We start from the raw sequence: 25,113 nt of genomic DNA, 5'->3' as shown, positions 1-25,113 counted from the left end.
GCTAAGATGATACCTTGCCGCTAAATGGCAATCAGGACCAGTTGATGCAGCGTTACGAATACAAAGTTGTCCCCGCTCCGCAAAAGGGTACCAAGGCCAGAGGTGTGAAGACACCCGAAGGGCGGTTCGCAAACTCGATTGAGCAATTGTTGAACCAGATGGCCCAGGATGGCTGGGAATATCAGCGCGCCGAATTGCTGCCGAGCGAAGAACGCTCTGGCCTGACCGGATCGGCGGTGAATTGGCGCAATGTTCTGGTGTTCCGCCGTGCGTTGGCTGCAGTCGAGGTTGAGCCAACCCCACCACCGATCGAGGAAGAAAAAGAAGAAGAGCCGCAACAGGTGCGCCCCGTACCGGGGCCTGACGAGTTGATGGCGGATAACAATACATCTGTTTCCGCGCCTGCGCCCATATCGGCCGAGGTTACAGACCCGCCGCTGACGCTTAAGCAGAATGACGACGCGCCGACAGACGACGATACCGATACCGATACCGATACCGATACCGATACCGAGAAGAAAAACTGATCGATCCGCTCGGGCTGCTCTGAAATCTACAAATACCTTTCACACACCTCACGCGGGTGTGGTGTGAACGTGAGCGCAAAACCGTGCAAGCTGGACATGGGATATCGGGAGGATGCCATGTCACCACTTACACGTCGCGGATTCACCGGAGCGCTTGCGGCCAGCCTGATCGCGCCAAACAGTCTTTGGGCACAGGAAGATCCGGTTCTGGCTGCCGTTCGATCCACGCTGTTTGGCAGCAGGGGCGAATTTCAGTCGGGCATGACGTTTTTGACGCAACGTGGCGACCCGGATGTGGTTTCCGCGCTGATAACGGCAATGCGTTATGGCAGGCAGCGTCAATTCGACATTGTCGATGTGATGCAATCCCTGACCGGCGAAGCGACGGGTCCGGACTGGTTCGAATGGATGCTGTGGCAGGAAAGAAACCCCCAGGTTGTACCACATCCTTCGCTGATCCCGTTCAAGCGAGAGGTTCTGCTGGGCGTCGATTCAAATTTTGACCTGTTCCTGCGCCCGCAATATCTGCAGCGAGATCGGATGAAGATCCGGTTTGAGGAAATCACTTGGGGTGGGGTCATGAAGGATGGCATCCCGTCGCTGGACAATCCAACGCTGATATCCGCCTCGGACGCCGAGTATCTGAAAGGTGACGATCTGGTTTTTGGCGTATCGATCAACGGTGATGTCCGCGCCTACCCGCTGCGTATCATGGGGTGGCATGAAATGTTCAACGAGGTGATCGGTGGCGTGCCCGTGGCGCTGGCCTATTGTACGCTATGCGGATCGGGCATCCTGTTCGAGACGCATGTTCCGGGGCGCCGGAAACCTTTCATATTCGGCTCATCCGGGTTTCTGTACCGCTCGAACAAGCTGATGTTCGACCGCGAGACGCATTCCCTGTGGAACCAATACACGGGCAAGCCTGTCGTTGGGCCTCTGGTTGACAGCGGTATTGAACTGAAACAGCGTCCGGTGGTGATCACCACATGGGACAGCTGGAAGGCATCGCATCCGAACAGCAAGGTGCTGTCTGTCAGGACTGGCCACCGGCGCAATTATGGTTCGGGGGTAGTGTATCAGGAGTATTTTGCCTCGCCCGAACTGATGTTCCCTGCCCTGGTCGACCAGTCGGCGCATCGTCAGAAGGATTACATATTCGCCGTGCGCCAATTTGGGGCTGCGCGCGCTTGGCCATTGGATGCCTTCAACCGGACACGTGTGATCAATGATGCTATTGCCAGCACACCGTTGGTATTGGTCGGAAATCCGGACAAACGCGCGGTTCGGGCCTATGAGAGATCGACCCATACTTTCAAAGCATCGGATGGAGGGTTGGTGGATGACGCAGGCCGGAAATGGACGATGACCGAAGAAGCCTTGGTCGGGCCGGATGGCACAAGGCTGCCGCGCGTCGCCGGCCATATCTCTTACTGGTTTGCCTGGGACAATTATCTGGGCGACGCGGCCAGCGTATATGGCGGTTAGGAGTGTTCTTCCGCCGCAGTGGCGGCCAGTGCCCGGTTGTATGCCTTGAGCGCATCGATGTGGTACAGCGCGCCAACGGGCTCTTCGCATCCGTCCTTGTCGATGACCACAACGGGAATGCAGGGTACTTCCGCCCGGTCGAAATAGGGCATGGCAGCCTCGAGTGTGGCGCTGGCTGCAACGCAAAGCCCTTGATCGATCAACTGCTGGGCCTCGTCCTTTGAGATTGACCGCGCACCCCCTAGCGGGCGCATGACAGCCCCTGCCCGCAACATCGCCAACAGATAGGCTTGCGGCCCCGCGGCCAGATGAACGTTGCGCCGTTCAAGCTGTGTCAGGAAGAAAGACCTGTCGACCAGGCGCGAGGCCAGTGCCGTCGACATCGAGACCGACACCATCACGGCAAGGCCGATCTGCCAGTCTCCGGTCAGCTCAAAAACGATCAGTGTGGTCGAGATCGGAGCGCCCAGCACAGCCGCCGCCACTGCCCCCATCCCGGCAAAGGCGTAAAGCGTATGGGTGCCAGAGACATCCGGCAGCAACCCGGTTGCGATCAGGCCAAAGGCAAGCCCTGTCAGTGCTCCGATCATCAGAGAGGGCGAAAACACACCGCCGCCCATGCGCCCGCCCATTGTGATGGCAACGGCCACCGTCTTGATCACTGCAAACAGGATGGCAGTGGTCAGCACAAGGTCTCCGGTCAGGGCACGTATCGTGGTTTCATAGCCGACACCGATGATATGCGGAAACCAGATTGCCAGAAGGCCCAGCATCGCCCCCGAAACAGCCGGGCGCAGCCAGCGCGGCAGCGACAGGCGGTTCTGGACATGGTTGCCGATATCCTCGGCAAAGAAAATCGACCTCATCAGCAAGAGCGAAACCAGCCCGCAGATCAGACCCAGGATCAGAAAGGCCGGAAGCTCTACATAAAACTGAAGCGACCCGGGCGTATCCAGAGAAAACTCGGTCACGTCCCCATATTGCAGCCGGTTGATCACCGTCCCAGCGACCGATGCGATCACGATGGGTGCAAACGCATGCACCGCGAAATGGCGCAGCACGACTTCAAGAGCGAACAAAGCACCCGCTATTGGCGCGTTAAAGCTGGCCGATACAGCAGCGGCAACGGCACACCCCAGAAGGTCGCGGCCAGTGATGCCATCAGCGTGAATGCGGTTGCTGACCCAGGTCGAAATTACCCCGGCCATATGTACAACCGGTCCCTCTCGTCCCGTTGATCCACCAGAGCTGAGCGTAATCAACGATGCAAAAAACGATGCGATCCCCGCTTTTGTCTCGACCCGGCCATCGGTCAGGGCCGACCCTTCGATCACGTCCGCAACGGACCGCACGCGCCCGTCATCGGTGAATTTGTGCAAAATCACCCCAACGACCAGCCCACCTATGATCGGCGTCACAAGGATCAGCACCCATGGCAGGCTTTCGACATGGCTGTGCAACAAAAGGATGTCTTCGGTGTCATAGATATAGGCCTGCAACCCGGCGATTGCCTTGCGAAACCCCAGCGCCATGAACCCCGCTGCGATCCCGATGGCCAAAGCGATGAACCAGAACTGGATCTGACTGGGACCGCGATGGCGCAGAACCCGCCATGCATCCTTAAGCGCGGCGACGGCCTGATTGAACTGATTGCGCAGAACAGTGCGGGTCGATTGGGTCATTGGCCCTCGGGGATCATGTCTTGATCCTTAGTAAGCCACGGAGCGCCCATATTAAAGCGGGATAGCAACACTGTGAGGCAGCGGCGGGCTATGCCTGCAACAGGGCGCGAGCAGCAGCGCGCGCCTCGTCGGTGATGGTGTCGCCGGCAACCATCCGCGCGATCTCGTCAACGCGATCCGGCTCGGCCAGGGGGGTCACCGTTGACAGGGTCTGCCCGTCGCTGACCTGCTTTTGAACCCGCCAGTGATGGGCCGCACGCGCCGCCACTTGCGGAGAATGCGTAACGACCAAAACCTGCCCGCCCTGCGCAAGGGACGCCAGCCGCCGCCCGACCGCATCCGCCGTGGCACCACCGACACCCCGATCGATTTCGTCGAAGATCATGGTGCGGACGCTGTCATCGCCGGTCAGGCAAACCTTGAGCGCCAGCAGGAAACGGCTGAGTTCCCCACCCGAGGCGATTTTGTTCAAAGGCCCCGACGGCGCGCCGGGGTTGGTCGCGACGGTGAAGGCGACAGCGTCGATACCTTCTGGTCCGGGGTCCGTCGAAGTGATCTCGGTCCGGAACACGGCGCGTTCCATTTTCAGTGGCGCGAGTTCGGCCATCACGGCGCTGTCCAGGGATTGAGCTGCCGATTGCCGACTGGCGCTCAGCGCGGTTGCGGCGCTGTCAAAGGCAGCCTGCGCGGTGTCCACCGCAGCGCGCTTGTCACTGAGATCGGCGTCACCCGCATCAAGCCGGTTCAGCCGGTCGCGCAGCGTATCGGCAAACGAACCCAGATCGTCCGGGGCCACATCGTGTTTGCGGGCCAAAGCCCGAATGGCAAACAGGCGTTCTTCGGCCTGTTCCAGTTCTGCCGGGTTGAAATCGAGCGCCTGCAGGCAAGTGTTCACGCCGTCCTGCGCCTCACCCAATTCAATCAACGCACGACCCAATGCAGCGATCGGCTCTTCCAACTGGCCGCCTGCATTGTTCGACACGCCTTCAAGCCAGCGCACAGCATCCGCCATCGCGCCTTCTGCCCCATCGCCGCCCAGCAGCGCAAAGGCGCGGGCCACGTCATCGCGGATGCGTTCGGCCCCCTGCATCATCCGGCGGCGGGCGTCGAGATCGGCATCCTCACCCGGTTGCGGATCAAGTTGATCCAGTTCCCCCACAGAATGGCGCAGGAATTCTTCCTCGGCGCGCATCTCGCCCAGCGTTGCCTCGGTCTGGGCCAGCGCTTTGCGTGCGGCAGACATCTGGCCCCAAGCGGCACGGACGGCAGCAAGTTGTTCTTCTGCCCCCGCATAAGCATCCAACATCGCGCGATGGCCGCGTGGGTTCAGCAGCCCGCGATCATCATGCTGGCCATGCAATTCGATCAAGGTTTCCGACAACGCCCGCAGCACCTCGCCCGAACAGCGCCGGTCATTGACCCAAGCGGTCTTGCGGCCTTCGGCCGTGTTGACCCGGCGCAGGATCAATTCCTCGCCACCGGGTAAACCAGCCTCGGCCAGAACCGCATGTGCGGGATGATCCTCTGGCAGCTCAAACTCCGCAACGACCTCGCCCTGCGCTGCACCTTGACGGACCAGTTCAGCCCGCCCACGCCAGCCCAAAACGAAGCCCAGTGAATCCAACAGGATCGACTTGCCCGCCCCGGTTTCGCCGGTCAAAGCATTCAGGCCCGGCTGGAAGGTCAGTTCCAACCGGTCAATGATCAGCATGTCGCGGATATCTAGGGCGCGCAGCATCGGGTCTTTAGCGTCCCAAGCCAAAAGCCATGGCGATTACAACCACTCACCCTTAATCGTCTGGCGATAAATCTGGGACAACCAGTTGTTACCGCGGCTCTTGAGGTCCAGCCCACGCGACGTCAGCAGCTTGTAGCCATCATCATACCATTCCGAGGACTGGTAGTTGTAACCGAGAATCGCGCCGGCCGACTGTGCCTCATCCACCAGACCCAGCGCCAGATACGCCTCAATCAGACGATAGAGCGCTTCGGCCGTGTGCGATGTGGTCTGAAAATCCTCGACCACGACGCGGAAGCGGTTGATCGCGGCGGTGAAGTGGTCCTGACGCAGGTAATAGCGTCCAATTTCCATCTCTTTGCCGGCCAGATGGTCAAAGGCCAGATCGAATTTCAAAACCGAGGACGTCGCGTATTCGCTATCCGGATACACCTCGATCACTGTGCGCAACGCCTGCAGCGCTTGAAAGGTCAGACCCTGATCGCGACCGACCTCGTCGATCTGGTCATAATAGCTGAGTGCCAGCAGGTACTGCGCATAGGCCGCGTCTTCGTCTGTTGGGTAGAAATCGATGTATCGCTGGGCCGCAGCACGGCTTTCGGCATAGTTCCCATCCGAATGGAACGAAAACGCCTGCATGATCAGCGCGCGTTTGGCCCAGTCAGAATAAGGATACAGGCGTTCGACTTCCGAGAAATACCATGCAGCGTCATCCGAGCGATTCTGTGACAGCTCGTATTCGCCGCGCGTATAAATCTGCTCGGGCGTATACCCTTCCAGGTTCTGGCTACGATCGGCACCTTTGTTACCAAAAAGGCCGCCGCCATTGCCACATGCTGACAAAACTGCTGCCAGAAGAGCCGCGCTTGCGAATCTGACTGCCGCTTTGGTGCCAACCATTCCGCCCATCCTTGTCGTCTTACTTATCGGGGTTCGCCCCGGATCGGGCCTTGGTCTAGCACATAAAATTCCGGTGCAAAACGCCTTATACGCGCGGTGACGCAATTGTCGTTTCAGGTGATCAAATCAAGCAACTTGTGGAATTTCGCTGCGGACCAGCCCCTGTCCGGGCAAACGCGCCGCTTGTTCTGGTGTACATAGCACCGGACGCACCGCACCGGGTGTTTCGAACAGCTTGCGCAACAAAGTGTTGGTCATCGAATGACCCGACTTTTCACCAACAAAGTGACCCAGAATAGGGCCGCCTGCCAGATACAGGTCGCCCAAGGCATCCAGCATCTTGTGGCGCACGGCTTCATCCTCGTGACGGAAACCGCCGGGGGTCAGTACCTCGTCGCCCTGAACAACAACCGCATTTTCCAGCGTCCCACCCAAGGCCAAACCGCTTTCACGCATGGCTTCAACATCCGTGCGGCGGCAGAAGGTGCGGCTGTCGCACAGCTCGCGCGCGAATGATCCGTTGCGCATATCCAGCGTCTTGGTCTGGCTGCCGATGGCGTCATCTTCAAAGTCGATATGAAATTCGATCTCAAGCCCGTCCGCCGGAGTGATCGATGCCCTCGCACCCTCACGTTCCACGGTCACAGGTTTCAGCACCTCATAGGCCAGAACCGGGCTGGCTTGGCGGCGTACCCCTTTGGCCATGATACCGCGGACGAATTCAACCGCAGAGCCATCCATGATCGGAACTTCGGGCCCATCAATCTCGACCAGCGCGTTATGGATGCCACATCCGGCCAGGGCGGCCATGATATGCTCGACAGTCGAGACGGTGACGCCCGCGTCGTTGACAAGGCGTGTGCAAAGCGGCGTGCGTTCGACCACGTCATAAATCGCCGGGATAAGCGCATTGCCCAGTTCAATGTCAGTCCGTTTGAACCAGATCCCATGACCAGCAGCCGCCGGTTTCAGAACCATGGTTGCAGGCTTACCGCCATGCAGCCCGACGCCCTTAAACGTGACTGATGATTTGAGCGTATGTTGCAAAGTTGACCTCAGCGAGTGGTGTCCAGCCTCCCCCGGGCTGTGTTGCACCCCAACTAAGGAAGGCAGCGCCAAGGCTCAACTCACTCTTTGTAACCGAATGAAACATGTATGTAACAGATCGGCAAATCCCTGCTTACCGTCCAGTAATGCTTTGTATTTAAAACAGAAAGAGCCGCCCGAAGGCGGCCCCCTATCTGCATTTTGTGACCGGTATCAGTTGGCCTGACGGCGCAGGAAGGCCGGAATTTCGATGCGATCCTGGTCCGGATCAGCCTCTTCCTGGGCAGGTGCCGTGGCGTCACCCTGACGGAATGACGGTTGCTGACGCACTGGCTGGGCCGGAGTATCAGCCGCGTGACCTGTCATCCGGTCGATGAGACGGTTAAACCCGAATCTTGGGCGATCCTCAGCCGCGGGTTGCGGTTGAGGGGCTGGTTGCTGCGGGCGCTCAGCAGCCATACGGGCGCGGGTAGGAACATTCTGCACCGCGGCCTGCAAGCGTTGGATCGCCTCCGGGGATGGTGTTCCCGGCAGGTCGGAACGGGCCGCATGGGTCTCAGGGGCCGGTTCAAGAGGCTCAGGCTGAGGTTCGAACTCGGCAACTTCGGGCTGGTAGGCTGGTGGCGGAAGGCCATCGTCATCCCGCGCGGTGGCCGCTGGCTGTTCTTCATGCCAGCCAGGCTTGAACTCGACATCTTCGATCGATTCAAACAACGAAGGTGCGATGTTTCCCTCGGCGGTCGAGGCCGCAACTTCAGCTGCTGGCGCTTCCTCACGCGGTGCTTCTTCCGCCGAAACTGTCCGTGTCAAAGGCGCCGACATCGAGCGCCGGGCAACCGGAACCTCAGCCTGCTTTTCGGCCACGTCGATGCCTGTTGCCACGACCGAAACGCGCATACCACCTTCCATCGCGGTATCGAGAGTCGAGCCGACGATGATATTGGCCTCGGGGTCCACCTCTTCGCGGATACGGTTGGCAGCTTCGTCCAGCTCGAACAGGGTCAAGTCGTGCGAGCCGGTGATATTGATCAGAACGCCCTTTGCGCCCTTGAGGCTGATTTCGTCCAGCAGCGGGTTGGCGATGGCTTTCTCAGCCGCCTGAATGGCGCGATCTTCTCCGGTTGCCTCACCGGTGCCCATCATCGCCTTGCCCATTTCGTCCATCACGGCGCGAACGTCGGCAAAGTCGAGGTTGATCAGGCCCGGGCGCACCATCAGGTCAGTCACGCCTTTAACACCCTGATACAAAACGTCATCGGCCATCGAGAACGCTTCGGTAAAGGTGGTCTTTTCATTCGCCAGGCGGAACAGGTTCTGGTTCGGAATGATGATCAGCGTATCGACGACCTTTTGCAGCGATTCAACGCCGTCTTCGGCCTGGCGCATGCGTTTGGCGCCTTCGAACTGGAAGGGTTTGGTGACAACACCAACCGTCAGAACCCCCAGCTCACGAGCGGCCTGCGCAATGATCGGCGCGGCGCCTGTACCGGTGCCCCCGCCCATGCCCGCAGTGATAAAGCACATATGCGCACCGGCAAGATGGTCTACGATCTGCTCGATGCTTTCTTCGGCGGCGGCTGCACCGACAGTGGGGCGCGCACCGGCACCCAGCCCTTCGGTGACTTTTACGCCCAGTTGCACACGCGCCGAAGACTGGCTTTGCTGCAAGGCCTGAGCGTCCGTATTGGCAACAACGAAATCAACGCCGTCCAACTGCTTTTCAATCATGTTGTTGACGGCGTTACCGCCAGCGCCACCAACGCCAAAAACCGTAATCCGAGGCTTTAATTCATCTTGCCCGGGCATCGAAAGATTCAATGTCATGCTCTGTCCGCCTGTTTATAAGTTGCCGCCAAATGCGGTGTATTTCTGACCTATCCGAGTTTGATTTTATCGCTCGAATCCCCAAACGTCACGCCAAAAATCGCGCGAAACCACAAAATGTGGAGGAAATATGGCATCCAACGGCGGCATTTTGCTTTCTTCGCCAGATGTTGCGGACTGACACTCATCCACCACAACAAAAGCCAAGAACCCATTGCCAAAAAGCAATGCGTGATGCGCCGTTCATCCAATCTGTGTCGCAAAACCGCTCGATGTTCTGCCGTGGGCCTCTGTCGGGCCTTGTGGATATCTTTAGGGATAAATCAGTCAGCCGCAAGCTATTTCTTCAACTGGTAGGGGCACTTGGGCAGGATAGGCCGTCTTCTGTTATGCTGCGCACTTCCTGAATTTCGGTATAGGCAAAGGTCGAAAGCCGCACCATCAGCCGGCCCTCGTGTTCGAAGGGCCACCAACATACCGGCAAGCCATCGGCATCGTCGTCATATAGAAAGCAGATCTGCCCATTCGGTGTTGTGATCTGACCATAGACGCAGCCGCGCCCCTCCATCCGCCAGACCGACACGGTGGTGCTGAGGAATTCTTCAGTCCCGACCAGATCACCGCTGGGTACATCATGGAACCGGACAGTTTTGCCCTTGAGGGCGGTCAGAAATGCTTCGGGTTCGATCAAGGTCTGGGCGGTCGCCGTCAGCGGCAACAGCGCAGCCAGAGCGGCGACCTTACCAATTGTCACGGAACCAGCGCACCGCGCGCTTGAACGGGCGGGCCGCGTAGGTATCAACCGGTATCTCGAAATCCCACCATTCATCCTGTGGATGCGCGGCAAACAGGCTAAGTCCGACCGCCGAGGAAAACCCGGGCCCCGTCGCCGATTGCGGCAATCCGTGAACACGCAAAGGTCGCCCCAGACGCACGCGCTGACCGAGGATGCGGCTGGCCAGCCCGTCCAACCCCATGATCTGACTGCCCCCGCCTGTCAAAACGATCTGCTGGCTGGGCATGTGATCAAAGCCTGCAGCGTCCAGACGGATGCGGACTTCTTCCAGAATCTCTTCGACGCGCGGGCGCATGATTCCGATCAGTTCGGCCCGGCTGACGGTGCGGCGGTCATGTTCCCAATCACCGGTGTCACCGCCGATATCGATCAGGTCGCGGTCATCTGCGCCGGTCGCGTGAACGCCGCCGTTGAACGTTTTGATCCGTTCGGCCACCGCTGCGGGCACGCCAAGCCCCATGGAAATATCGCTGGTCACGTGGTCGCCACCCATGCGAACGCAATCGGCATAGATCATATGTTTCTTCATAAAGATCGACACAGAGGTGGTGCCACCGCCCATATCGATACAGGCTGCGCCCAATTCCTGCTCGTCCTCGACCAGCGCCGAAATGCCCGAGACATAAGCCGAGTTTGCAATGCCTGCCAGCTCCAGATCACACCGTTTGATGCAGCGCACGATGTTCTGAATCGCTGCTGCATCGACGGTCAGCATATGCATGTCCACCGCCAGAGACTGCCCCAACTGCCCTCGCGGATCGGTCAGGCCCGAGCGGTTATCAAGCGCAAAGTTCACAGGCTGGGCGTGCAGCACCTCGCGCCCTGCCCCATAATCCGGCACGTCGCACGCGTTCAGAACCCGGCCGACCTCGGCTTCGGTCACAAGTTGCCCCTCAAGATCAACCTGAGCGTCCAGCCCGTAGGACCGCGGGTTCGCGCCCGAGAAGCAGGCGATCACATGGTCGACGCGAATATCCGCCATTTTCTGCGCGGCCTGCAACGCGGTTCGAATCGCGCGCTCGGTCTCTTGCATCGCGGTGACTTCGCCGAACTGAACCCCGCGCGACCGGGTCGTCGCCGCGCCGATCACCCGAAATCCGGTCTGGCCCGCCATCGAGCCGATAGTGTTATCCTCGCTCAGCGGGGTTGAGCCGTCAAAACGCAGAACAAGACAGGCAATCTTGGAACTGCCGACATCCAGAATGGCAACGACGCCTCGTTGCATCGCCTGACGGCGCATCTGGCGCATTGCGCGTTGGGATTGATACAGATCGGTCATCATTGTCGTTATTGCCCGTTACCCTCTGTCACTTTTGTATTCCACCAGGCCTCGTTGGCGGTCTTGTTCATCCGGATCGTCGGTCGCTGCCCAAGCCGCATGTCCACAACGGCCACGTCACGTTCCAAAAGATCCTTTACTTCGTTGACTGCCAAAACCCGCTCTAACGCGCGGACCGGGCGTTCGGTCGGCAGCATGATCCGCTGATTGCGATCCAGAACAAGGTCCCAGCGCCGCTCTCCGACGCGCACCAGCCCACGAACGCGGCTACCCAAACTGCGCGCGGTCGCCAATATCTCAAGCGCTTCCGGCACATGTTTATCGGCCCCCTTGCCTGCGATAAGCGGCAGAGCCGTGTGGTCGGCACGGGAGGCCACCTGATCCACATGCGCGCCGGTCTCATCCAACAGCTCGATCCCGTCCCGCGTTCGCCAGACGATAACCGGCTGACGCTCGACCACATCCACTTGCAGAATACCGCCAGGGCGGATGCGCACCGTCGCGGATTTCACCGGGTCCAGCCCGGCAATCGTGTCACGGATTTGCTCGACATCCAGATCCCAGGAACTGAGCGGGAAATCCAACGGGACAACCTCGCGGATGTCTTCGGACAAACCGGTACCTGCGCCGTCGATGGCCATCAGGTTGACCATGAATTCCGGACGCTCCTGGATCGAAGTCTTGATTTCGGCCACATAGGCGCTGACGGCGGTGCGTCTGTCCTCGGAAGCAAAAAAGCCACCGGTGGCCGCAACGAGCAAGCAGATCGGCAGACCGATTTTCAGACCGCGCCGAATTCCGGGCGTCAGCATCCAACGCTGCAAACGGTAGCTTAGCCGAGAGGGCGCCGGATCACCTCGCCGCCCAGCGCCTTGAAAAAGCTTGACCCCACGAAGTCGCAAGACAGTTTCTGCCGTCGGATCGGGGTTTTGCGCCGAGGCGAAATCGGCATCCGGACCGGCCAGCGGCTTGGACCGGTGGATCACCGGTGCGCGTGTGGCCTTCAGCGGTCGCATGAGGCGTCCTCTACCATCCAGGCGCAAAGCTGGCCGAAAGTCATGCCGCAATGCTCGGCCTGTTCGGGCACAAGCGATGTGGGCGTCATGCCGGGTTGCGTGTTGGTTTCCAGCAGGAACAGACCATCGGCCCCAAGGCTGTCATCCCAGCGATAATCCGTACGGCTCACGCCGCGACAACCCAGAGCATTATGCGCTTTCAGGGCGTAATCCATGCAACGGTCAAAGATGTCCTGCGGGATGTCGGCTGGCAGCACATGCCACGAGCCGCCGGGCTTGTACTTGGCGTCATAATCGTACCAGCCGCCATCGGTCATGATCTCGGTCACCGTCAGGGCGCGGTCACCCATCACGGTCACGGTCAGTTCTCGGCCCGCTACGTATTTCTCGACCATAATGTGTTCGGGCATGTCCTCGGACAACTGCGGAGGCCCATTCGAGCCCTTGTGCACGATATAGATGCCGACGCTGGAGCCTTCGTTGTTGGGTTTTGCCACGTAAGGCGGTTCCATCACGTGGACTTCGACCACTTCGACCTTTGGCACGATCACACTGGGGACAATCGGGAGGCCCTCGGTCTGGTAAATCTCTTTGCTGCGCTGTTTGTCCATCGCCAGCGCCGAGGCCAACACGCCGGAATGCGTATAAGGGATACGCATCCATTCCAGAAGACCCTGCACACAGCCATCTTCACCCCAGCGACCATGCAGGGCGTTGAAAACCACGTCCGGCTTGATGTCCAACAGGCGCGCATAGAGGTCAGGACCTGCGTCCAGTTCGACCACTTCAAAGCCTTCTCCCCTAAGGGCGGCCGCGCATTCGCGCCCAGAGCTGAGAGACACCTCGCGTTCCGCCGAGGGGCCGCCCATCAATACCGCCACTTTGAGGTTTGTCCTGCTCGACATACCCAACGTGCGCCTCAATGTCCCTGGACCTTATCTGATGGTCCGTATTGCGTTTATGCCTTTGATCCGTCGCCTGAAATTGCCTGTTATGGTCTGACGGTTGGGGCTTTATTCTGTCAGCGGATCGCCGACCCGCATGATTTCCCACTCTAGCGTGATGCCGCTTGTTTCGTAAACCTTTTTTCGCACCTCTTCGCCCAGACCTTCGAGGTCAGCGGCGGTGGCATCGCCGGTATTGATCAGGAAGTTCGAGTGCTTCGGACTCATCTGCGCCCCACCTAGCGTAGCGCCACGCATCCCGGCATCGTCGATCACTTTCCACGCCTTGAGGTCATGCACATCATCGGCGCGCCCGGTCGAAGAAAATCCGGCCGGGTTGCGGAACGTGGAACCGGCGCTGCGGTCCTTGGTCGGTTGGGTCTCGTCGCGTTTCCTGAGCTGCTCTTTCATGCGGGCGTGCAGTTCCTGCGGATCACCCGCCGGACCCTGAAACGTTGCCGATACCAGCACGGCACCTTCGGGCAAATCGGTCTGGCGATAACGAAAGTTGAGGTCCTCGGTGGTCAGGTCAATCAGGTCGCCTTGCCGCGTGGCGATGGTAGCCTTTTGCAGCACATCCGCCGTATAGCTGCCATAGCAGCCCGCGTTCATCCGAACCGCCCCCCCAACCGAGCCGGGTATGGTGCGCAGAAAGGTCAGGTCCACACCCGCATCCGCCGCTTTGCGCGCCACATGCGCGTCCAGCGCGGCGGCACCTGCGGTGACGGTGTTACCATCGACAGCGATACCGTTGAAACCACGCCCCAACCGGATCACCACTGCGCGCAGACCTCCGTCGCGCACGATGAGGTTCGAGCCGACGCCCATGGGGAAGATGGTTACATCGGCTGGCAGATCGCGCAGAAAGGTCTGAAGGTCTTCGGTATCGGCAGGTTGGAACAGATAGTCTGCCGGCCCGCCGACGCGCAGCCATGTCAGATCGTTGAGCGGACGTGCCTGCGTCAGGCGACCCCGAACCTCGGGCAGTGCTGTCATGTGTTTGCCCTTGCCGCCAGACTACGCCCGCCGAGACCGCCCATGATGACGGCAAACAGGAATGGCAGGACACCGCCCGTCAACCAGACGAACGGGGTAAAGGCCTGCTCCTCCTCGCCGGTTTGGACGCCCGCAAGCGTCACGATCAACACCAACGCTGTCGCCGAGGCCAATCCGATCAACCACAGCAACCCTTTGGTGCCGACCCAGCGCCCGGCGACAAAGCCGGCAACCGTACCAAGAATAAGTGAGATCAGCGGCAGATAGGCGAACGTGGCGATGTCGACCATGGGGCCTCCGGAATAACAGCCTGTTACTTACTGCTGGCCTTCATGCCCTGCATTTTCGCCTTTGTCCAACGGGTCAGATAGATCACCGGCCAACGCAGCACGGACATGCCGGCGGTCAGAACAATCAACCCGATCCACGGGCCATGCTCGTACGTGACGTAACCCAGGATCGGAATACCAACAGCGATCAGAATATAGGCACGCGTCCAGTGGTTGTCTTTGCTGGGGATCATCGCCAGCACGTTGGCGGCAAGCCCCCACAGGGCGGCAAGGGCGATGGACCAGCTCATTCCATAACCTCGCCGCGCACCCATTTGCGCCAGTAGTAGCGAAGGGGATTGCGGAACATCGAAACAAACCCACCAAAAGCCAAGAACGCCCAGAGCCAGCCGTAGTCATACCCCAGCCAGACAATCAGGACCGGCGCGCAGATCAACAGGACGATGCCCGGCGGGAATTGCAATCGCATCGGCAACAGCGCAACGATGGTGGCGCAGATCACCCACAGCGCCGCAAAGATCAGTGAATATTCCATCGCCTCCTCCGCGGAGCTTGTGCGTCAATCAACCGGTCATCGATCCTATTGGTTGTGCGATAAACATAGACCTGCGTCAAACGGCTTGTTTTCTTTGCAATTTGTCAGGAAGACTGTTGGCCCAGGCACTGATCGTACCGGCGCCGAGGCAAACGACCATATCCCCCGGGCGGGCTTGTTCCCGAACCAGACGTTCAAGATCGCTTTCATCCATGATAGCGCGCGCATGGCGGTGGCCGTGGCGGATCAGCCCTTGGACCAGATCATCGCGGGTCGCGCCAGGGATCGGGTCTTCTCCGGCGGCGAAAACTTCGGCGATTGCCACCACATCAGCGTCATTGAAACATGTGCAGAAGTCATCGAACAGGTTGGACAAGCGGGAATATCGGTGTGGCTGATGAACCGCGATCACGCGGCCCTCAGTCGCCTGACGGGCAGCCTTGAGGACGGCGGCGATTTCGACCGGGTGGTGCCCGTAATCGTCGATGATTGTCACACCATCAATTTTTCCGACCTTGGTAAAGCGCCGATTTACACCGCCGAAATTGGCCAGAGCGTCGCGGATCTCCGCAGCTTTCATACCCAGATGCCGCGCAACCGCCGCTGCCGAAAGCGCGTTCGAGACATTGTGATCGCCCGGCATCGGCAAAGTGCAGCCTTCGATCACGTTGTCTTCGTATTGCAGATGAATGTCGAAATGCGCGACCCCGCCTTTGTAGGTCAGGTTCACCGCCCGCACATCAGCCTGCGCGTTGAAACCATAGGTGCGCACGCGGCGATCAGTAATCCGGCCGACCAATGTCTGAACTTCGGCGTGGTCGGTGCAGCACACGGCCAGACCATAAAACGGCAGATTCGAGACGAATTCATAGAAGCCATCGCGTAGTTTATCGAAATCGCCCCAATGCTCCATATGCTCAGGATCGATATTGGTGACAATGGCAATAGTCGCAGGGAGGCGGTTGAACGAACCGTCGGATTCGTCGGCCTCGACCACCATCCATTCGCCCTGCCCCATACGCGCGTTCGAGCCATAGGCGTGGATGATGCCGCCGTTGATCACGGTCGGGTCAAAATCACCAGCTACCATCAGTTCGGCCATCATCGTGGTGGTCGTTGTCTTGCCGTGCGTTCCGGCAATCGCGATGTTCGAGCGCAGGCGCATGAGTTCCGCCAGCATGTCGGCACGGCGGACAACAGGCAGGCCCTGTACCCGCGCCTCATCAAGCTCTGGATTGCCCGGCTTGATCGCGGTCGACACCACAACGACAGCGGCGTTTTCAAGGTTTTCGGCACGCTGACCCACAAAGATTTCAGCCCCCAATGAGGCCAACCGATCCGTGATCTTTGATGCCTTCAGATCCGACCCTTGCACCTGATAGCCCAGGTTCAACAGAACCTCGGCGATGCCGGACATCCCGATCCCTCCGATACCGACAAAATGTATCGGCCCTACGTCCTGCGGCAGTTTGGTTGCTGGGTTCATGTGGTCTCCTTCCGCGCCAATTGCTCGACAAGGGCGACCAGACGCTCGGTCGCGTCGGGTGCCCCAACCGACAAGGCGGCTTGGGCCATTTTCTGTGCGGCTTCGGGGTTTGTAAGAACGGCGGTGATTTGCGCGCTGAGCGTGGAAACGTCAAGCGCGTTTTCGGGGATCATGATCGCCCCGTCCGCCTGCACCAATCCGCGCGCATTGGCGGTCTGATGATCACCCGCCGCCGCGGCGAATGGGATCAGGATTGACGGGCGTCCAATGACCGAAATGTCGGCCACGCTGGACGCGCCAGAGCGCGAAATCACAAGTTGGGCATCAGACATTCGGCGCGGAACGTCATCAAAGAAGGGCTGAACATCCGCTCGGATACCGTGATCGTCATAGAAGGCAATGACACGTTCAGCATCTTCATCCCGCGCCTGATGCGAAACGCGGATCTGACCACGAAGCACGTCGGGCAAAGCGGCAATCGCGCCGGGAACAACATCGCTGAGGATGCGAGCCCCCTGCGAACCACCCATCACCAGCACGGACATCGGATAGTCTCCAGGCGGGATATAGCCAGCCCCTGCCCGCTCCAATACAGCGGCGCGAACCGGGTTGCCGGTATGAGTGCCGCGCGCGCCTTCAGGCAGGTCGGTCGGCCAGACACCACAAGCCACATGGGCCACGCGGGTGGCGAACAGTTGGTTCACCCGGCCAAGGACTCCGTTCTGCTCATGGATCATACGCGGAATTTTCAGCAAGGTCGCGGCGCCAAGCGCAGGGATCGAGGGGTAGCCCCCGAAACCTACGACAACATCCGGCTTTTCTCGCGTCATCTGAACCACCATGCCAGTCACGCCTGCCGCGATCTTTGGACCAGCCAAGGCCTTGGCAGCCATACCACCACGGGCGAACGTGGCCGACGAGGCCTCGACAATCTCGGTGGATTGCGGAAAGCCGCCGGTGTAACGCGCACCGCGCGGGTCGGTCGACAAACGCACACGCCACCCCTTGTTCAGCATCGCTTCGGCCAGTGCCTGCGCCGGAAACATGTGGCCCCCGGTGCCGCCTGCTGCAATCAAAAGGTAGGGATTCCCCATCAGCCTCGTCCGCGCAGAATATCGCCAAGCTCGCCTTGTGGGCGGGTCCGCGTGAATGCCAGCAGCATGCCAACCGCAATACCCCCAGCAATCAGCGACGAGCCGCCATAGCTGACAAAGGGCAGAGTCATGCCCTTTGCGGGCAGCAATCGCACGGCGACGCCCATGTTGATCATCGCCTGAACCCCGAACATGCAGGCCAGACCGGTCCCGGCGAGACGGATGAACATGTCGCGCTCACGCATCAGCCGCAGCAGTGACCGCACGACGATCAGAGAATACAACGCGATAATGATTAGAACGAGGATCAGACCGTATTCCTCGGCAGCAACGGCGATGATGAAATCCGTATGGGCATCGGGCAGCGACCATTTCACCTGCCCCTCGCCCACACCAACGCCGAACAAGCCACCTTCCCGGATCGCGTTTGTGGCATATCCAAGCTGGGTGGTCGGATCGACTTCTTGGTTCAGGAACCCGTCAATGCGGCGCGCGAAATGTTCCGAATTCGAATAGGCGAACATGCCACCCAGCACCACAAATCCTGCCATGCCAACCAAAAGCAGCATCGGCGCTCCGGCCACGAAATACATCACGCCCCAGCCAAACAAGATCAGGCAGGCCTGCCCGAAATCGGGCTGCATTACCAACATTGCGACGATGGCCATACACAGGGCAAATGACCACAACCGGCCCGGCGGGCCATTGATCTCCTGCGAGGCGGCCAGCAACCACGCGGCGACCACGACAAAGCCGGGTTTCAGGAATTCGGATGGCTGAAGCGAAGCAAAGCCCAGCGAATACCAGCGCACAGCACCCTTTCCAAAGTCCGTGCCAAAAACCGGCAGGAAGACCAAAGCCACGAAGGCCGTTAGAAAACCCAGAACCGCGAGTCGTCGAACCAAAGTCGGCGACATCATCGACGTCAGAAGCATCGCGATCAAAGCCAGCCCGCCGAACAGCGCCTGACGCTCGACATAGTGAAACGGATCGAACCCGTTGCGCCCGGCCAATGGGGGCGATGAAGCCAGCCCCAGTAATAGCCCGATCACAAACAGGATCAGAACACAGGACATGGTCCAGCGATCAATTGTCCGCCACCACTTTGGAAGAATCGGTTCACCGCGCTGGTTCTGGACCGCGCCATACACCATCTCAGTCATGAGATACCGCCACTATCTGCCTCGTCAACGTCCCGTTTTTCGGGATCTGATTGAGAGTCTACAGTGAAAATCACGTTCAGGCCAGTGTCTTGAACCGGCAATACTGTAAAATTGGCACCCTGCGCAATTTCACGCCGTACCGGAGGCAAAATTCTGGCTCACAGGGAACTCGATAACCGGTCGCACGACCCCCAGATCAGGGTTTCAGGAACCGTATATCGGACATCGATTGGATCCTCGTCAGATCCTGTTCATACAACTCGGTAAACGCGGCAACGATATCGTCGCTCCATCCCGGCAGATTTACATCTTCCTCGATCTCATCGGGCAGCGCATGTTGCTGGAAAATACGCACCAGGTCGTCATAAAACCCTTCGCCCCGTTGCGCACCGTCCTGTTCGAGCAATTTTTGGATCTGGTGCTTGCCGATATCGGACACCAATGAAGACAGGAAGTCGAATTCCCCGGCCATGGGCCGGTCGTCCGGCATTCCCGTTACAGCACGCAATATTTCCCCCCATATCAAGGGCGAGTCCTCACTACTCCAAAGCGTAACTTTGACATCCGGCGCCAGTTCACGAATGTCTTCGATCATTGAAAGCCAGCTCAGACAGCTCAGATCGGTTGAATTTAGTACATCATGACGGTCCGCTTCGGGTAGCCACATCAGAACTTTGGGTAAAAACGTTCCAAGATTGCGGAGGCCAAGGAACAATTCTACCGGCCTGCCGCCCATCAACCGATCAAGATGCGCCACGCGCTGCCCGGCCTGACGATATAGTTGCCCGTCCTCGATGACCGACAATTTTTCACCGATGAACGAAGGATCAGAAACAATGCTCCGCTCAGCCTCTGCACCCCTGGACGGCAGAGCGAGGAACCGGGTGAGAGCATCCGCATCACTCTGAGCGTCTTGAGCAGCATTCAGAGCCGGAGCGAAGATCTGTCGATATCGCCGAGGCCCCCAGAACGACACATTTCTTTGCCCCAACAGCGCCGCGTTCGCCTGCAACGCTTTGATAAGCCGTCCCTCATCGGTAAACAGGGCACCAGCGTGGATAGCCACTTGCATGTCTGATCTACCCTTTGACTCCCAACCTTCGTTGCCCGGGGTATAGCCTAAGAATACCGCAGTCAAACCTGTCTCCGCCTGAGAGCAGCCTCAAGACTCACCTACCCAGCCCCGTTGCGCTGAGTGATCGAGACACGAAAGGGAAGGCTGATTCTTTGTACCAAAACATTTGCAACGCATTGGTCCGTGCGGAAGAATTGAGTGCAGGCAGGTTGGGCCATTATTGTAGATGTCAAATAGGAGGTTAGGTTGAACGCAATTTGGAGATATCTGATTAATCGCGACACAAGCATGGGTGGCCTGTGGCTGGCCGTGGCTTCAGGTGTTCTAGCCGGTCATGGTAGCGTTGTTGGCTTCCTAGCATTTCTGGTCGCGGCGGTCGCATTTGATCTTTTGACGAAAGGTCAGTCGAAAAGTCAGGATCCACAATAAGGTGCCCTTTTGCAGGCCGTCCGACTCGGACAGAGTCGGACGTTCGGACGGACGGCAAGGCAATCAGATCAAATATTTATTAATTTCAGTGGTTTAGTGGTGCCCCCACACGGACTCGAACCGCGGACCTACTGATTACAAAAATGGGATACTTCGGTTGCTCTGAGTGGGTTACGTTGTTTTTACCTAATAAATTCAGATGCTTCGGTTGAGCAGACCCGGTGGTGGTTGTTACGAAAATTGCAAATCAATTGCAAAATTCGGAGTCAATCATGGGAACTCAGCGCGTCAAATTCACCGAAGGCAGTATTGAAAAGCTGCCCTTTTCAACTGCTGGCACAGACCGCTATGCCGACATTCGCAAGGGCGTATTTCCAAATCTGTACTTGGACGTCGGTACAAAATCCAAGACGTGGCGGTTGGTCAAATTCGCGCACGGAAAGACCAAATCCAAGACGCTTGGCAAATGGCCTGCGATGAACCTGCACCAAGCAGCACAGGCGGCGGAGAGCATGGCAGAGCGCGTAGCTGATGCGACACACGCCCTTCCCGCCCCTGATGCCCATAGATCGAAAGAGATTACGCTGAAAGAGGCGTTTCTCCGGCACACAACCGAACGCGTTGATCCGCGCACGAAGGAGAAATCACCCAACACGATCTACGACTATCTTTCGACGTTGCAAAACCACGCCGGACCGAAGGGTGAATGGTTGGATGTCCCCATTGACGAGATCACGCGACCGATGATCAACGCCCAAATCAAAGCGTTGAAGGATAGCCCTGCTCAAGCGACCAAGTTGCTTCGCATCCTTTCTGCCATCTATCGCAACGAAATGCTGATCCGAGACGATGTGATCGAAGACCCAACCTTCCGCATTCGGGCATACGCGTCGAAACCCAAAGAGTTGCTGTTCGATCCCTCTGGGCGATGGCCTGCACTTGACGCCGTCATGGAGGTTGAAGATGTGACCATGCGAGCGGTATGGCTTGTTATGCTGTTCACAGGCATCCGCTCGACCAACGTGCGCAACATCGAGTGGTCAGACCTTGACTTGGAACGGAACCTTTTGACTATCCCGCGCCTCAAGAACGGCACGAAACGCACCTTCCCGCTTTCCAGCGTGGCGTCGGCTGCATTGAGACGCATCCCACGCATTCATGATGATTTGGTCTTTGCCTCCAAAACCAAGGCCGGTGTCCCAATCACACACCAACAGGCGCTAGGTTCTCCCAAAGTATTGCGCCAACACGATACTCGGCATCTGTTCACGTCGGCAGGATCAATGGCGGGCATTGATCGCTCCAAAGTGAAATACCTTCGTGGCGATATCGTCCTCGGTGACGGGGCAGACGTTGGATACATGCACGGTATTGCAGCACATGAAGACGTTGAGAAAATCGGACAGTTGATCGCCCAAAAAAGTTCGACACCTTATTCTCAACTTGTAGCAGCAATCGAAACCAACTAACCGCAATTTCATATATCAACCCGTGTCCCTGCCGAGACGACAACCCTTTCTCGGCGGCGGATGCGCACCGTCTGGCCTTGAATGCCATGTTAGGGAGGTGTGCATTTGTTCTGACACCCTTAAGTTAGGGAACGTCAAATGAGTGCTGAAAGCATCATCTCTGAACTTCGCGCCGCTATTGAGACGCATCAACATCCGCAAATCATGACCCCGCAACAGGCCGCTGATTTTCTCGGTGTGTCTGACTACTACTTGCTTGATCTTCGCAAGAAAGGCGCAGGTCCAACGTATTCGCAGCCGGGATCAAAGATTGTTCGCTACCAGCGCGATGATCTGGTGGCGTGGCTGAATGAAAACCTAGTAACCGCAAAGTAAATGAGGCGCAGGTTTCGCCGACCTACGCCTCAAAATCAGCTCAACACGACAAGGAACGTTGAATTAAGTGGCTATTACATAAGCCATTTATCCTGATGCTGAAACCGGAGATGAAGGTTGGGCCTGTGCTTTCCGACAGAGGAAAGACGACCGAATGCAAAAGAAAGAGATCCTCAACTTGATCGTTGAGAAGGCCGGACCCGGTGTCAGTTATGGCTACTGGGAGGGCGACAAGTTCAAGTACAACACGTCGAAGGGCGTGGAAGACAAGTTCACGGCTGAACTGCTGGACGCGCACTTGAAAACGCAACCGCCCCTCGGCTTCAACACAACGTTGAAAGAAAGGCGCTCGCATTTCATGGTGTTCGATCTCGATGCAAAACCCGGCAAACAAATTGCCGACGAAGGCATCGGCTTCACAACATGGCGTATCTGTAAGGCTTTGAGCGATGGAGGCTATCCGCACTTCATTGTTCGGTCAGGCGGTGGACGTGGTGTTCACGTCTGGGTCGTGTTTGAAAAGTCCATGGGTCAAGGGCATATCGTGCGCACAGGCACCGATATCCTTGAGGCTGCGTCATCTTCGAATGAAAAGTTCCTAAAAGGCGCAGGCGGCTTATATCACGAGACAAAGCCGAGTGGCGCAAACATTCATGAAGTCGACATTTACCCACAAGGCGAAGCGAAACGCTATAATCTCGCATTGCCATTCGCACGCAAATCGACACTCCTCGACTGGTCGGACGGCAATCGCGATAGCAACGGCACGCCTTTGCTCATCGAAGTCGATGCAGCAGATGTGAAACTCGCGCAGCCTCGCAAGCGGGGTCCGAAGTCCAGCGACGCTAACAGAGGCGAAGTAGATACTGACCGCGCTTTGCAATGCTACATGCAAGCGCAGCCCGGCGAGTCTTTCAAAGATTGGTCTCGTGCGGCGTTTCATATTTGCGGCGCGTTCCAAGACGACGGCGAAGAACTGTTCTTGAAGTATTCACGCGCAACGCCGGGTTACGATAGCGACGAGGACGTGGCGCGCGAGTGGGGACGTATCGCTCCGAAGTGCGAACCAAATCCATATCCGTTCTGGGTGCTTGCAAAATCAGGCGGCTACACAGGCGGTCTGCCCGAAGGCGTAACATTCTCGAAGGCCGATGCGCCTCGCATTCTTCTTGAAGACATCATCGACGCACTAGAATTGTTCCAAGACCAAGACGGTATCGCGTTTGCTCGCGTCTCGAATCGTCGTGTTATGCGCATTGATGGTATCGAGTTCGCAGACCTCTTGCGACGTACAGTCCATGAAGCTGGAGTGCCTGCGTCATCGGAAGTCATCAAGCACATGCAGGACCATGCACGGGCCTACTCATACGCCGAACGTGAGGACGTACACCTACGCGTCAAAGAACACCCTGACGGCATCTTCATTGATATGTGCGATGACAATGACAACGTGGTGCAGATCACGCCAAAAGGTTTCTCCCTGATAACTGGCGACTGTCCTGTTGCGTTCCGACGTTCGGGGCAGTCAGCACTCGAACTCGACCCCAAAGGTACGGTGGATGATATCCGCGCACTGGTGAACTTGGATGATGATCAGTTTGTGATCTTCATGGCGTGCGCCGTGTCAATGTTCTTCACGGAAAGCCCGTCCCCTATCGTCAACCTGACAGGCGAATACGGTGCCGCAAAAACATCGGCAACGTGGGTGATGCGCTCGCTCTTGGACCCTGTGACCGCAATGACGACGCCTTACTCTGGAAAGCCCGACGACCTTATTCTGAGGGCATGGCACAATGCCGTCGTGACGCTAGAGAACATGTCCGACTTGACCAAGATATCCGATCACTTGTGCGGGATATGCACGGGCATGGGTTTCGAGACGCGGCAGCTTTATTCAAACGCCGATATGTTCACCATCTTCGTCAAGCGCCCTATCATCGTAAATGGCATTGAACCTGCGCGATACGCTTCTGACCTCATATCGCGGATGATCGACATTGAACTGCGCAAGGCCGAGAAAACGATGTCCGAAAAAGCGTTCTCAGAAAAACTTGCGGCATCACGACCGCGCATGTTCGGTGCTATGTGCAATCTCGTATCTGACGTTTTGCGCATCCTCGAAACCCTCGACGTTGAACAGTATGCCCAGCGGGAAATCCGGGTTGCGAGTTTTGCGGCGATTGGCGAGGCGACTGCGCGGTCGATGGGCAAGCCCGACGACTGGTTTGTGAAAGTGATGGAGCAACGGCAGGAAGATGCTCAGCTTGAGGCCGCAATGGACGATGTGACGTACTGCGCACTTGGGGTCTGGGCAACGGACAAACCGAAGGGCACGGAAATTCGTACCTCACCTTTGCAATTACTCAAGCAGCTTGGTGATGCGTGTCGCGACAACGGCCTTGATGCGTACCGCCTTCCAAAAACTGCATCTACGTTGTCGCGTGCCTTGAAGGGCGTCGCCCCAATGCTGCGGAAACGTGGATGGTCAATGGAACGCGTGAACCGTGATTGGCTGATTGTAACGCCTGACCCAGCGCAAGAATTCTTGGATATGGTTGAAGCGGCACGACTATCGAGTGCCGCAAACGTGCCGTTCTGATCTGGTGACCACAGGCACCGCAGGATTAAGGGGGTGGTTCGAGCTTTAGCTCTGCGAGTTAGTTAGTTGGGTAGGCGGAAATCAGGGGCGAACTAACAAACTAATTTGAGAGCTAAAAGGAGTGACCGGGGGTTTTGCCTGCGGCGCCTGTGGTCAATGGCTTCAGCGAGCGCGAAGACGCCCGCACTGCCCTCGCGTTCTCCGCACAATCGCTCGAAGATCACCCAAAATTGCATGGAAAAATTGCAAAGCGGAGATTTATCCAATCATATCAAGCGAGACAGACTGATATGATATCAGTCCTTCTTGGATAAACTCGATGAAATTGCGGTACGCGGCCGCAATTTCTCGAGGAACCAAA

At 58.0% G+C, this 25,113-nt stretch carries 22 protein-coding genes; 5 read left to right on the top strand and 17 right to left on the bottom strand.

The features are described from left to right. Window positions 1-44 precede the first annotated feature (44 nt). Complete coding sequence (locus tag ACP0GE_RS16960; RefSeq protein ID WP_424833090.1) at window positions 45-527, top strand: DUF4177 domain-containing protein; 483 nt, start codon at window positions 45-47, stop codon at window positions 525-527. A gap of 117 nt (window positions 528-644) precedes the next feature. Further along, the gene (locus ACP0GE_RS16955; RefSeq protein WP_424833089.1) at window positions 645-2,015 is read left to right on the top strand and encodes a DUF3179 domain-containing protein; all 1,371 of its coding nucleotides are present in this window, start codon (window positions 645-647) and stop codon (window positions 2,013-2,015) included. On the opposite strand, the gene ACP0GE_RS16950 is transcribed toward ACP0GE_RS16955, so the two are convergent. The 17 genes from ACP0GE_RS16950 to ACP0GE_RS16870 form a co-directional block, all read right to left on the bottom strand. Then, entirely contained in the window at window positions 2,012-3,697 is a 1,686-nt protein-coding gene (locus ACP0GE_RS16950; RefSeq protein WP_424833088.1) for a chloride channel protein, read from the bottom strand. The two genes, ACP0GE_RS16955 and ACP0GE_RS16950, sit on opposite strands and share 4 nt — an antisense overlap. Before the next feature lie 88 nt (window positions 3,698-3,785). Further along, a complete protein-coding gene (gene recN, locus ACP0GE_RS16945; protein ID WP_424833087.1) occupies window positions 3,786-5,435 on the bottom strand; it encodes a DNA repair protein RecN in 1,650 nt (549 codons plus the stop codon). A gap of 36 nt (window positions 5,436-5,471) precedes the next feature. After that, complete coding sequence (locus tag ACP0GE_RS16940; RefSeq protein WP_424833086.1) at window positions 5,472-6,335, bottom strand: outer membrane protein assembly factor BamD; 864 nt, start codon at window positions 6,333-6,335, stop codon at window positions 5,472-5,474. A 126-nt stretch (window positions 6,336-6,461) separates the two neighbouring features. Next, window positions 6,462-7,382 (bottom strand): UDP-3-O-acyl-N-acetylglucosamine deacetylase, encoded by a 921-nt coding sequence (gene lpxC, locus ACP0GE_RS16935; protein ID WP_424833085.1) that lies wholly within the window; start codon window positions 7,380-7,382, stop codon window positions 6,462-6,464. Between the two features lie 213 nt (window positions 7,383-7,595). Beyond that, window positions 7,596-9,206 (bottom strand): cell division protein FtsZ, encoded by a 1,611-nt coding sequence (gene ftsZ, locus ACP0GE_RS16930; protein ID WP_424833084.1) that lies wholly within the window; start codon window positions 9,204-9,206, stop codon window positions 7,596-7,598. Window positions 9,207-9,552: 346 nt separating this feature from the next. Beyond that, a complete protein-coding gene (locus tag ACP0GE_RS16925) occupies window positions 9,553-9,960 on the bottom strand; it encodes a hypothetical protein (protein ID WP_424833083.1) in 408 nt (135 codons plus the stop codon). Further along, window positions 9,947-11,281 carry a cell division protein FtsA gene (gene ftsA, locus ACP0GE_RS16920; RefSeq protein ID WP_424833866.1) on the bottom strand — a complete coding sequence of 445 codons (1,335 nt, stop codon included), beginning with the start codon at window positions 11,279-11,281 and terminating at the stop codon, window positions 9,947-9,949. Before ftsA ends, ACP0GE_RS16925 begins: the two co-directional genes overlap by 14 nt. Before the next feature lie 8 nt (window positions 11,282-11,289). Next, the gene (locus tag ACP0GE_RS16915) at window positions 11,290-12,297 is read right to left on the bottom strand and encodes a cell division protein FtsQ/DivIB (RefSeq protein ID WP_424833082.1); all 1,008 of its coding nucleotides are present in this window, start codon (window positions 12,295-12,297) and stop codon (window positions 11,290-11,292) included. Then, window positions 12,285-13,202: a D-alanine--D-alanine ligase gene (locus ACP0GE_RS16910; RefSeq protein ID WP_424833081.1), complete on the bottom strand. Its 918-nt coding sequence runs from the start codon at window positions 13,200-13,202 to the stop codon at window positions 12,285-12,287. The genes ACP0GE_RS16915 and ACP0GE_RS16910 overlap by 13 nt, the downstream gene beginning before the upstream one ends. Before the next feature lie 108 nt (window positions 13,203-13,310). Next, complete coding sequence (gene murB / locus ACP0GE_RS16905) at window positions 13,311-14,237, bottom strand: UDP-N-acetylmuramate dehydrogenase (RefSeq protein WP_424833080.1); 927 nt, start codon at window positions 14,235-14,237, stop codon at window positions 13,311-13,313. Then, on the bottom strand, window positions 14,234-14,527 hold the full coding sequence (locus ACP0GE_RS16900; protein WP_424833079.1) for a hypothetical protein: 294 nt from the start codon (window positions 14,525-14,527) through the stop codon (window positions 14,234-14,236). Before ACP0GE_RS16900 ends, murB begins: the two co-directional genes overlap by 4 nt. A gap of 23 nt (window positions 14,528-14,550) precedes the next feature. Next, complete coding sequence (locus ACP0GE_RS16895) at window positions 14,551-14,817, bottom strand: DUF2484 family protein (RefSeq protein WP_424833078.1); 267 nt, start codon at window positions 14,815-14,817, stop codon at window positions 14,551-14,553. Then, window positions 14,814-15,062: a DUF2484 family protein gene (locus tag ACP0GE_RS16890; protein ID WP_424833077.1), complete on the bottom strand. Its 249-nt coding sequence runs from the start codon at window positions 15,060-15,062 to the stop codon at window positions 14,814-14,816. Before ACP0GE_RS16890 ends, ACP0GE_RS16895 begins: the two co-directional genes overlap by 4 nt. Before the next feature lie 76 nt (window positions 15,063-15,138). After that, a complete protein-coding gene (gene murC / locus ACP0GE_RS16885) occupies window positions 15,139-16,548 on the bottom strand; it encodes a UDP-N-acetylmuramate--L-alanine ligase (RefSeq protein ID WP_424833076.1) in 1,410 nt (469 codons plus the stop codon). Beyond that, entirely contained in the window at window positions 16,545-17,642 is a 1,098-nt protein-coding gene (locus ACP0GE_RS16880; protein ID WP_424833075.1) for a UDP-N-acetylglucosamine--N-acetylmuramyl-(pentapeptide) pyrophosphoryl-undecaprenol N-acetylglucosamine transferase, read from the bottom strand. The genes murC and ACP0GE_RS16880 overlap by 4 nt, the downstream gene beginning before the upstream one ends. Continuing rightward, window positions 17,642-18,805, bottom strand: coding sequence for a putative lipid II flippase FtsW (gene ftsW / locus ACP0GE_RS16875; RefSeq protein ID WP_424833074.1), 1,164 nt, complete (start codon window positions 18,803-18,805; stop codon window positions 17,642-17,644). Before ftsW ends, ACP0GE_RS16880 begins: the two co-directional genes overlap by 1 nt. Before the next feature lie 196 nt (window positions 18,806-19,001). Then, on the bottom strand, window positions 19,002-19,943 hold the full coding sequence (locus ACP0GE_RS16870) for a hypothetical protein (RefSeq protein WP_424833073.1): 942 nt from the start codon (window positions 19,941-19,943) through the stop codon (window positions 19,002-19,004). A gap of 638 nt (window positions 19,944-20,581) precedes the next feature. On the opposite strand from ACP0GE_RS16870, the gene ACP0GE_RS16865 reads away from it, so the two are divergent. From ACP0GE_RS16865 to ACP0GE_RS16855, 3 genes are all read left to right on the top strand, one after another. Next, the gene (locus tag ACP0GE_RS16865; RefSeq protein WP_424833072.1) at window positions 20,582-21,778 is read left to right on the top strand and encodes a tyrosine-type recombinase/integrase; all 1,197 of its coding nucleotides are present in this window, start codon (window positions 20,582-20,584) and stop codon (window positions 21,776-21,778) included. 138 nt (window positions 21,779-21,916) lie between these two features. Continuing rightward, complete coding sequence (locus tag ACP0GE_RS16860) at window positions 21,917-22,153, top strand: helix-turn-helix transcriptional regulator (RefSeq protein ID WP_424833071.1); 237 nt, start codon at window positions 21,917-21,919, stop codon at window positions 22,151-22,153. A 154-nt stretch (window positions 22,154-22,307) separates the two neighbouring features. Further along, complete coding sequence (locus ACP0GE_RS16855) at window positions 22,308-24,752, top strand: TOTE conflict system archaeo-eukaryotic primase domain-containing protein (RefSeq protein WP_424833070.1); 2,445 nt, start codon at window positions 22,308-22,310, stop codon at window positions 24,750-24,752. Window positions 24,753-25,113: the final 361 nt, after the last annotated feature.

The sequence above is a fragment of the Ruegeria sp. genome (assembly GCF_965243365.1).
In the GTDB taxonomy this organism is placed as follows: Bacteria; Pseudomonadota; Alphaproteobacteria; order Rhodobacterales; family Rhodobacteraceae; genus Ruegeria.
The sequence above is the reverse complement of the archived record's forward strand: the minus strand, read 5'-3'. Positions and strand labels throughout refer to the sequence as shown.

Coding starts and splice junctions, on each gene's coding strand:
- ftsA (WP_424833866.1), bottom strand. CDS start 11,281: ATGACCGATCTGTATCAATCCCAACGCGCAATGCGCCAGATGCGCCGT.
- murB (WP_424833080.1), bottom strand. CDS start 14,237: ATGACAGCACTGCCCGAGGTTCGGGGTCGCCTGACGCAGGCACGTCCG.
- ACP0GE_RS16950 (WP_424833088.1), bottom strand. CDS start 3,697: ATGACCCAATCGACCCGCACTGTTCTGCGCAATCAGTTCAATCAGGCC.
- ACP0GE_RS16955 (WP_424833089.1), top strand. CDS start 645: ATGTCACCACTTACACGTCGCGGATTCACCGGAGCGCTTGCGGCCAGC.
- murC (WP_424833076.1), bottom strand. CDS start 16,548: ATGAACCCAGCAACCAAACTGCCGCAGGACGTAGGGCCGATACATTTT.
- ACP0GE_RS16900 (WP_424833079.1), bottom strand. CDS start 14,527: ATGGTCGACATCGCCACGTTCGCCTATCTGCCGCTGATCTCACTTATT.
- ACP0GE_RS16855 (WP_424833070.1), top strand. CDS start 22,308: ATGCAAAAGAAAGAGATCCTCAACTTGATCGTTGAGAAGGCCGGACCC.
- ACP0GE_RS16895 (WP_424833078.1), bottom strand. CDS start 14,817: ATGAGCTGGTCCATCGCCCTTGCCGCCCTGTGGGGGCTTGCCGCCAAC.
- recN (WP_424833087.1), bottom strand. CDS start 5,435: ATGCTGCGCGCCCTAGATATCCGCGACATGCTGATCATTGACCGGTTG.
- ACP0GE_RS16915 (WP_424833082.1), bottom strand. CDS start 12,297: ATGCGACCGCTGAAGGCCACACGCGCACCGGTGATCCACCGGTCCAAG.
- ACP0GE_RS16890 (WP_424833077.1), bottom strand. CDS start 15,062: ATGGAATATTCACTGATCTTTGCGGCGCTGTGGGTGATCTGCGCCACC.
- ftsZ (WP_424833084.1), bottom strand. CDS start 9,206: ATGACATTGAATCTTTCGATGCCCGGGCAAGATGAATTAAAGCCTCGG.
- ACP0GE_RS16960 (WP_424833090.1), top strand. CDS start 45: ATGCAGCGTTACGAATACAAAGTTGTCCCCGCTCCGCAAAAGGGTACC.
- ACP0GE_RS16860 (WP_424833071.1), top strand. CDS start 21,917: ATGAGTGCTGAAAGCATCATCTCTGAACTTCGCGCCGCTATTGAGACG.
- ftsW (WP_424833074.1), bottom strand. CDS start 18,805: ATGACTGAGATGGTGTATGGCGCGGTCCAGAACCAGCGCGGTGAACCG.
- ACP0GE_RS16910 (WP_424833081.1), bottom strand. CDS start 13,202: ATGTCGAGCAGGACAAACCTCAAAGTGGCGGTATTGATGGGCGGCCCC.
- ACP0GE_RS16880 (WP_424833075.1), bottom strand. CDS start 17,642: ATGGGGAATCCCTACCTTTTGATTGCAGCAGGCGGCACCGGGGGCCAC.
- ACP0GE_RS16940 (WP_424833086.1), bottom strand. CDS start 6,335: ATGGTTGGCACCAAAGCGGCAGTCAGATTCGCAAGCGCGGCTCTTCTG.
- ACP0GE_RS16865 (WP_424833072.1), top strand. CDS start 20,582: ATGGGAACTCAGCGCGTCAAATTCACCGAAGGCAGTATTGAAAAGCTG.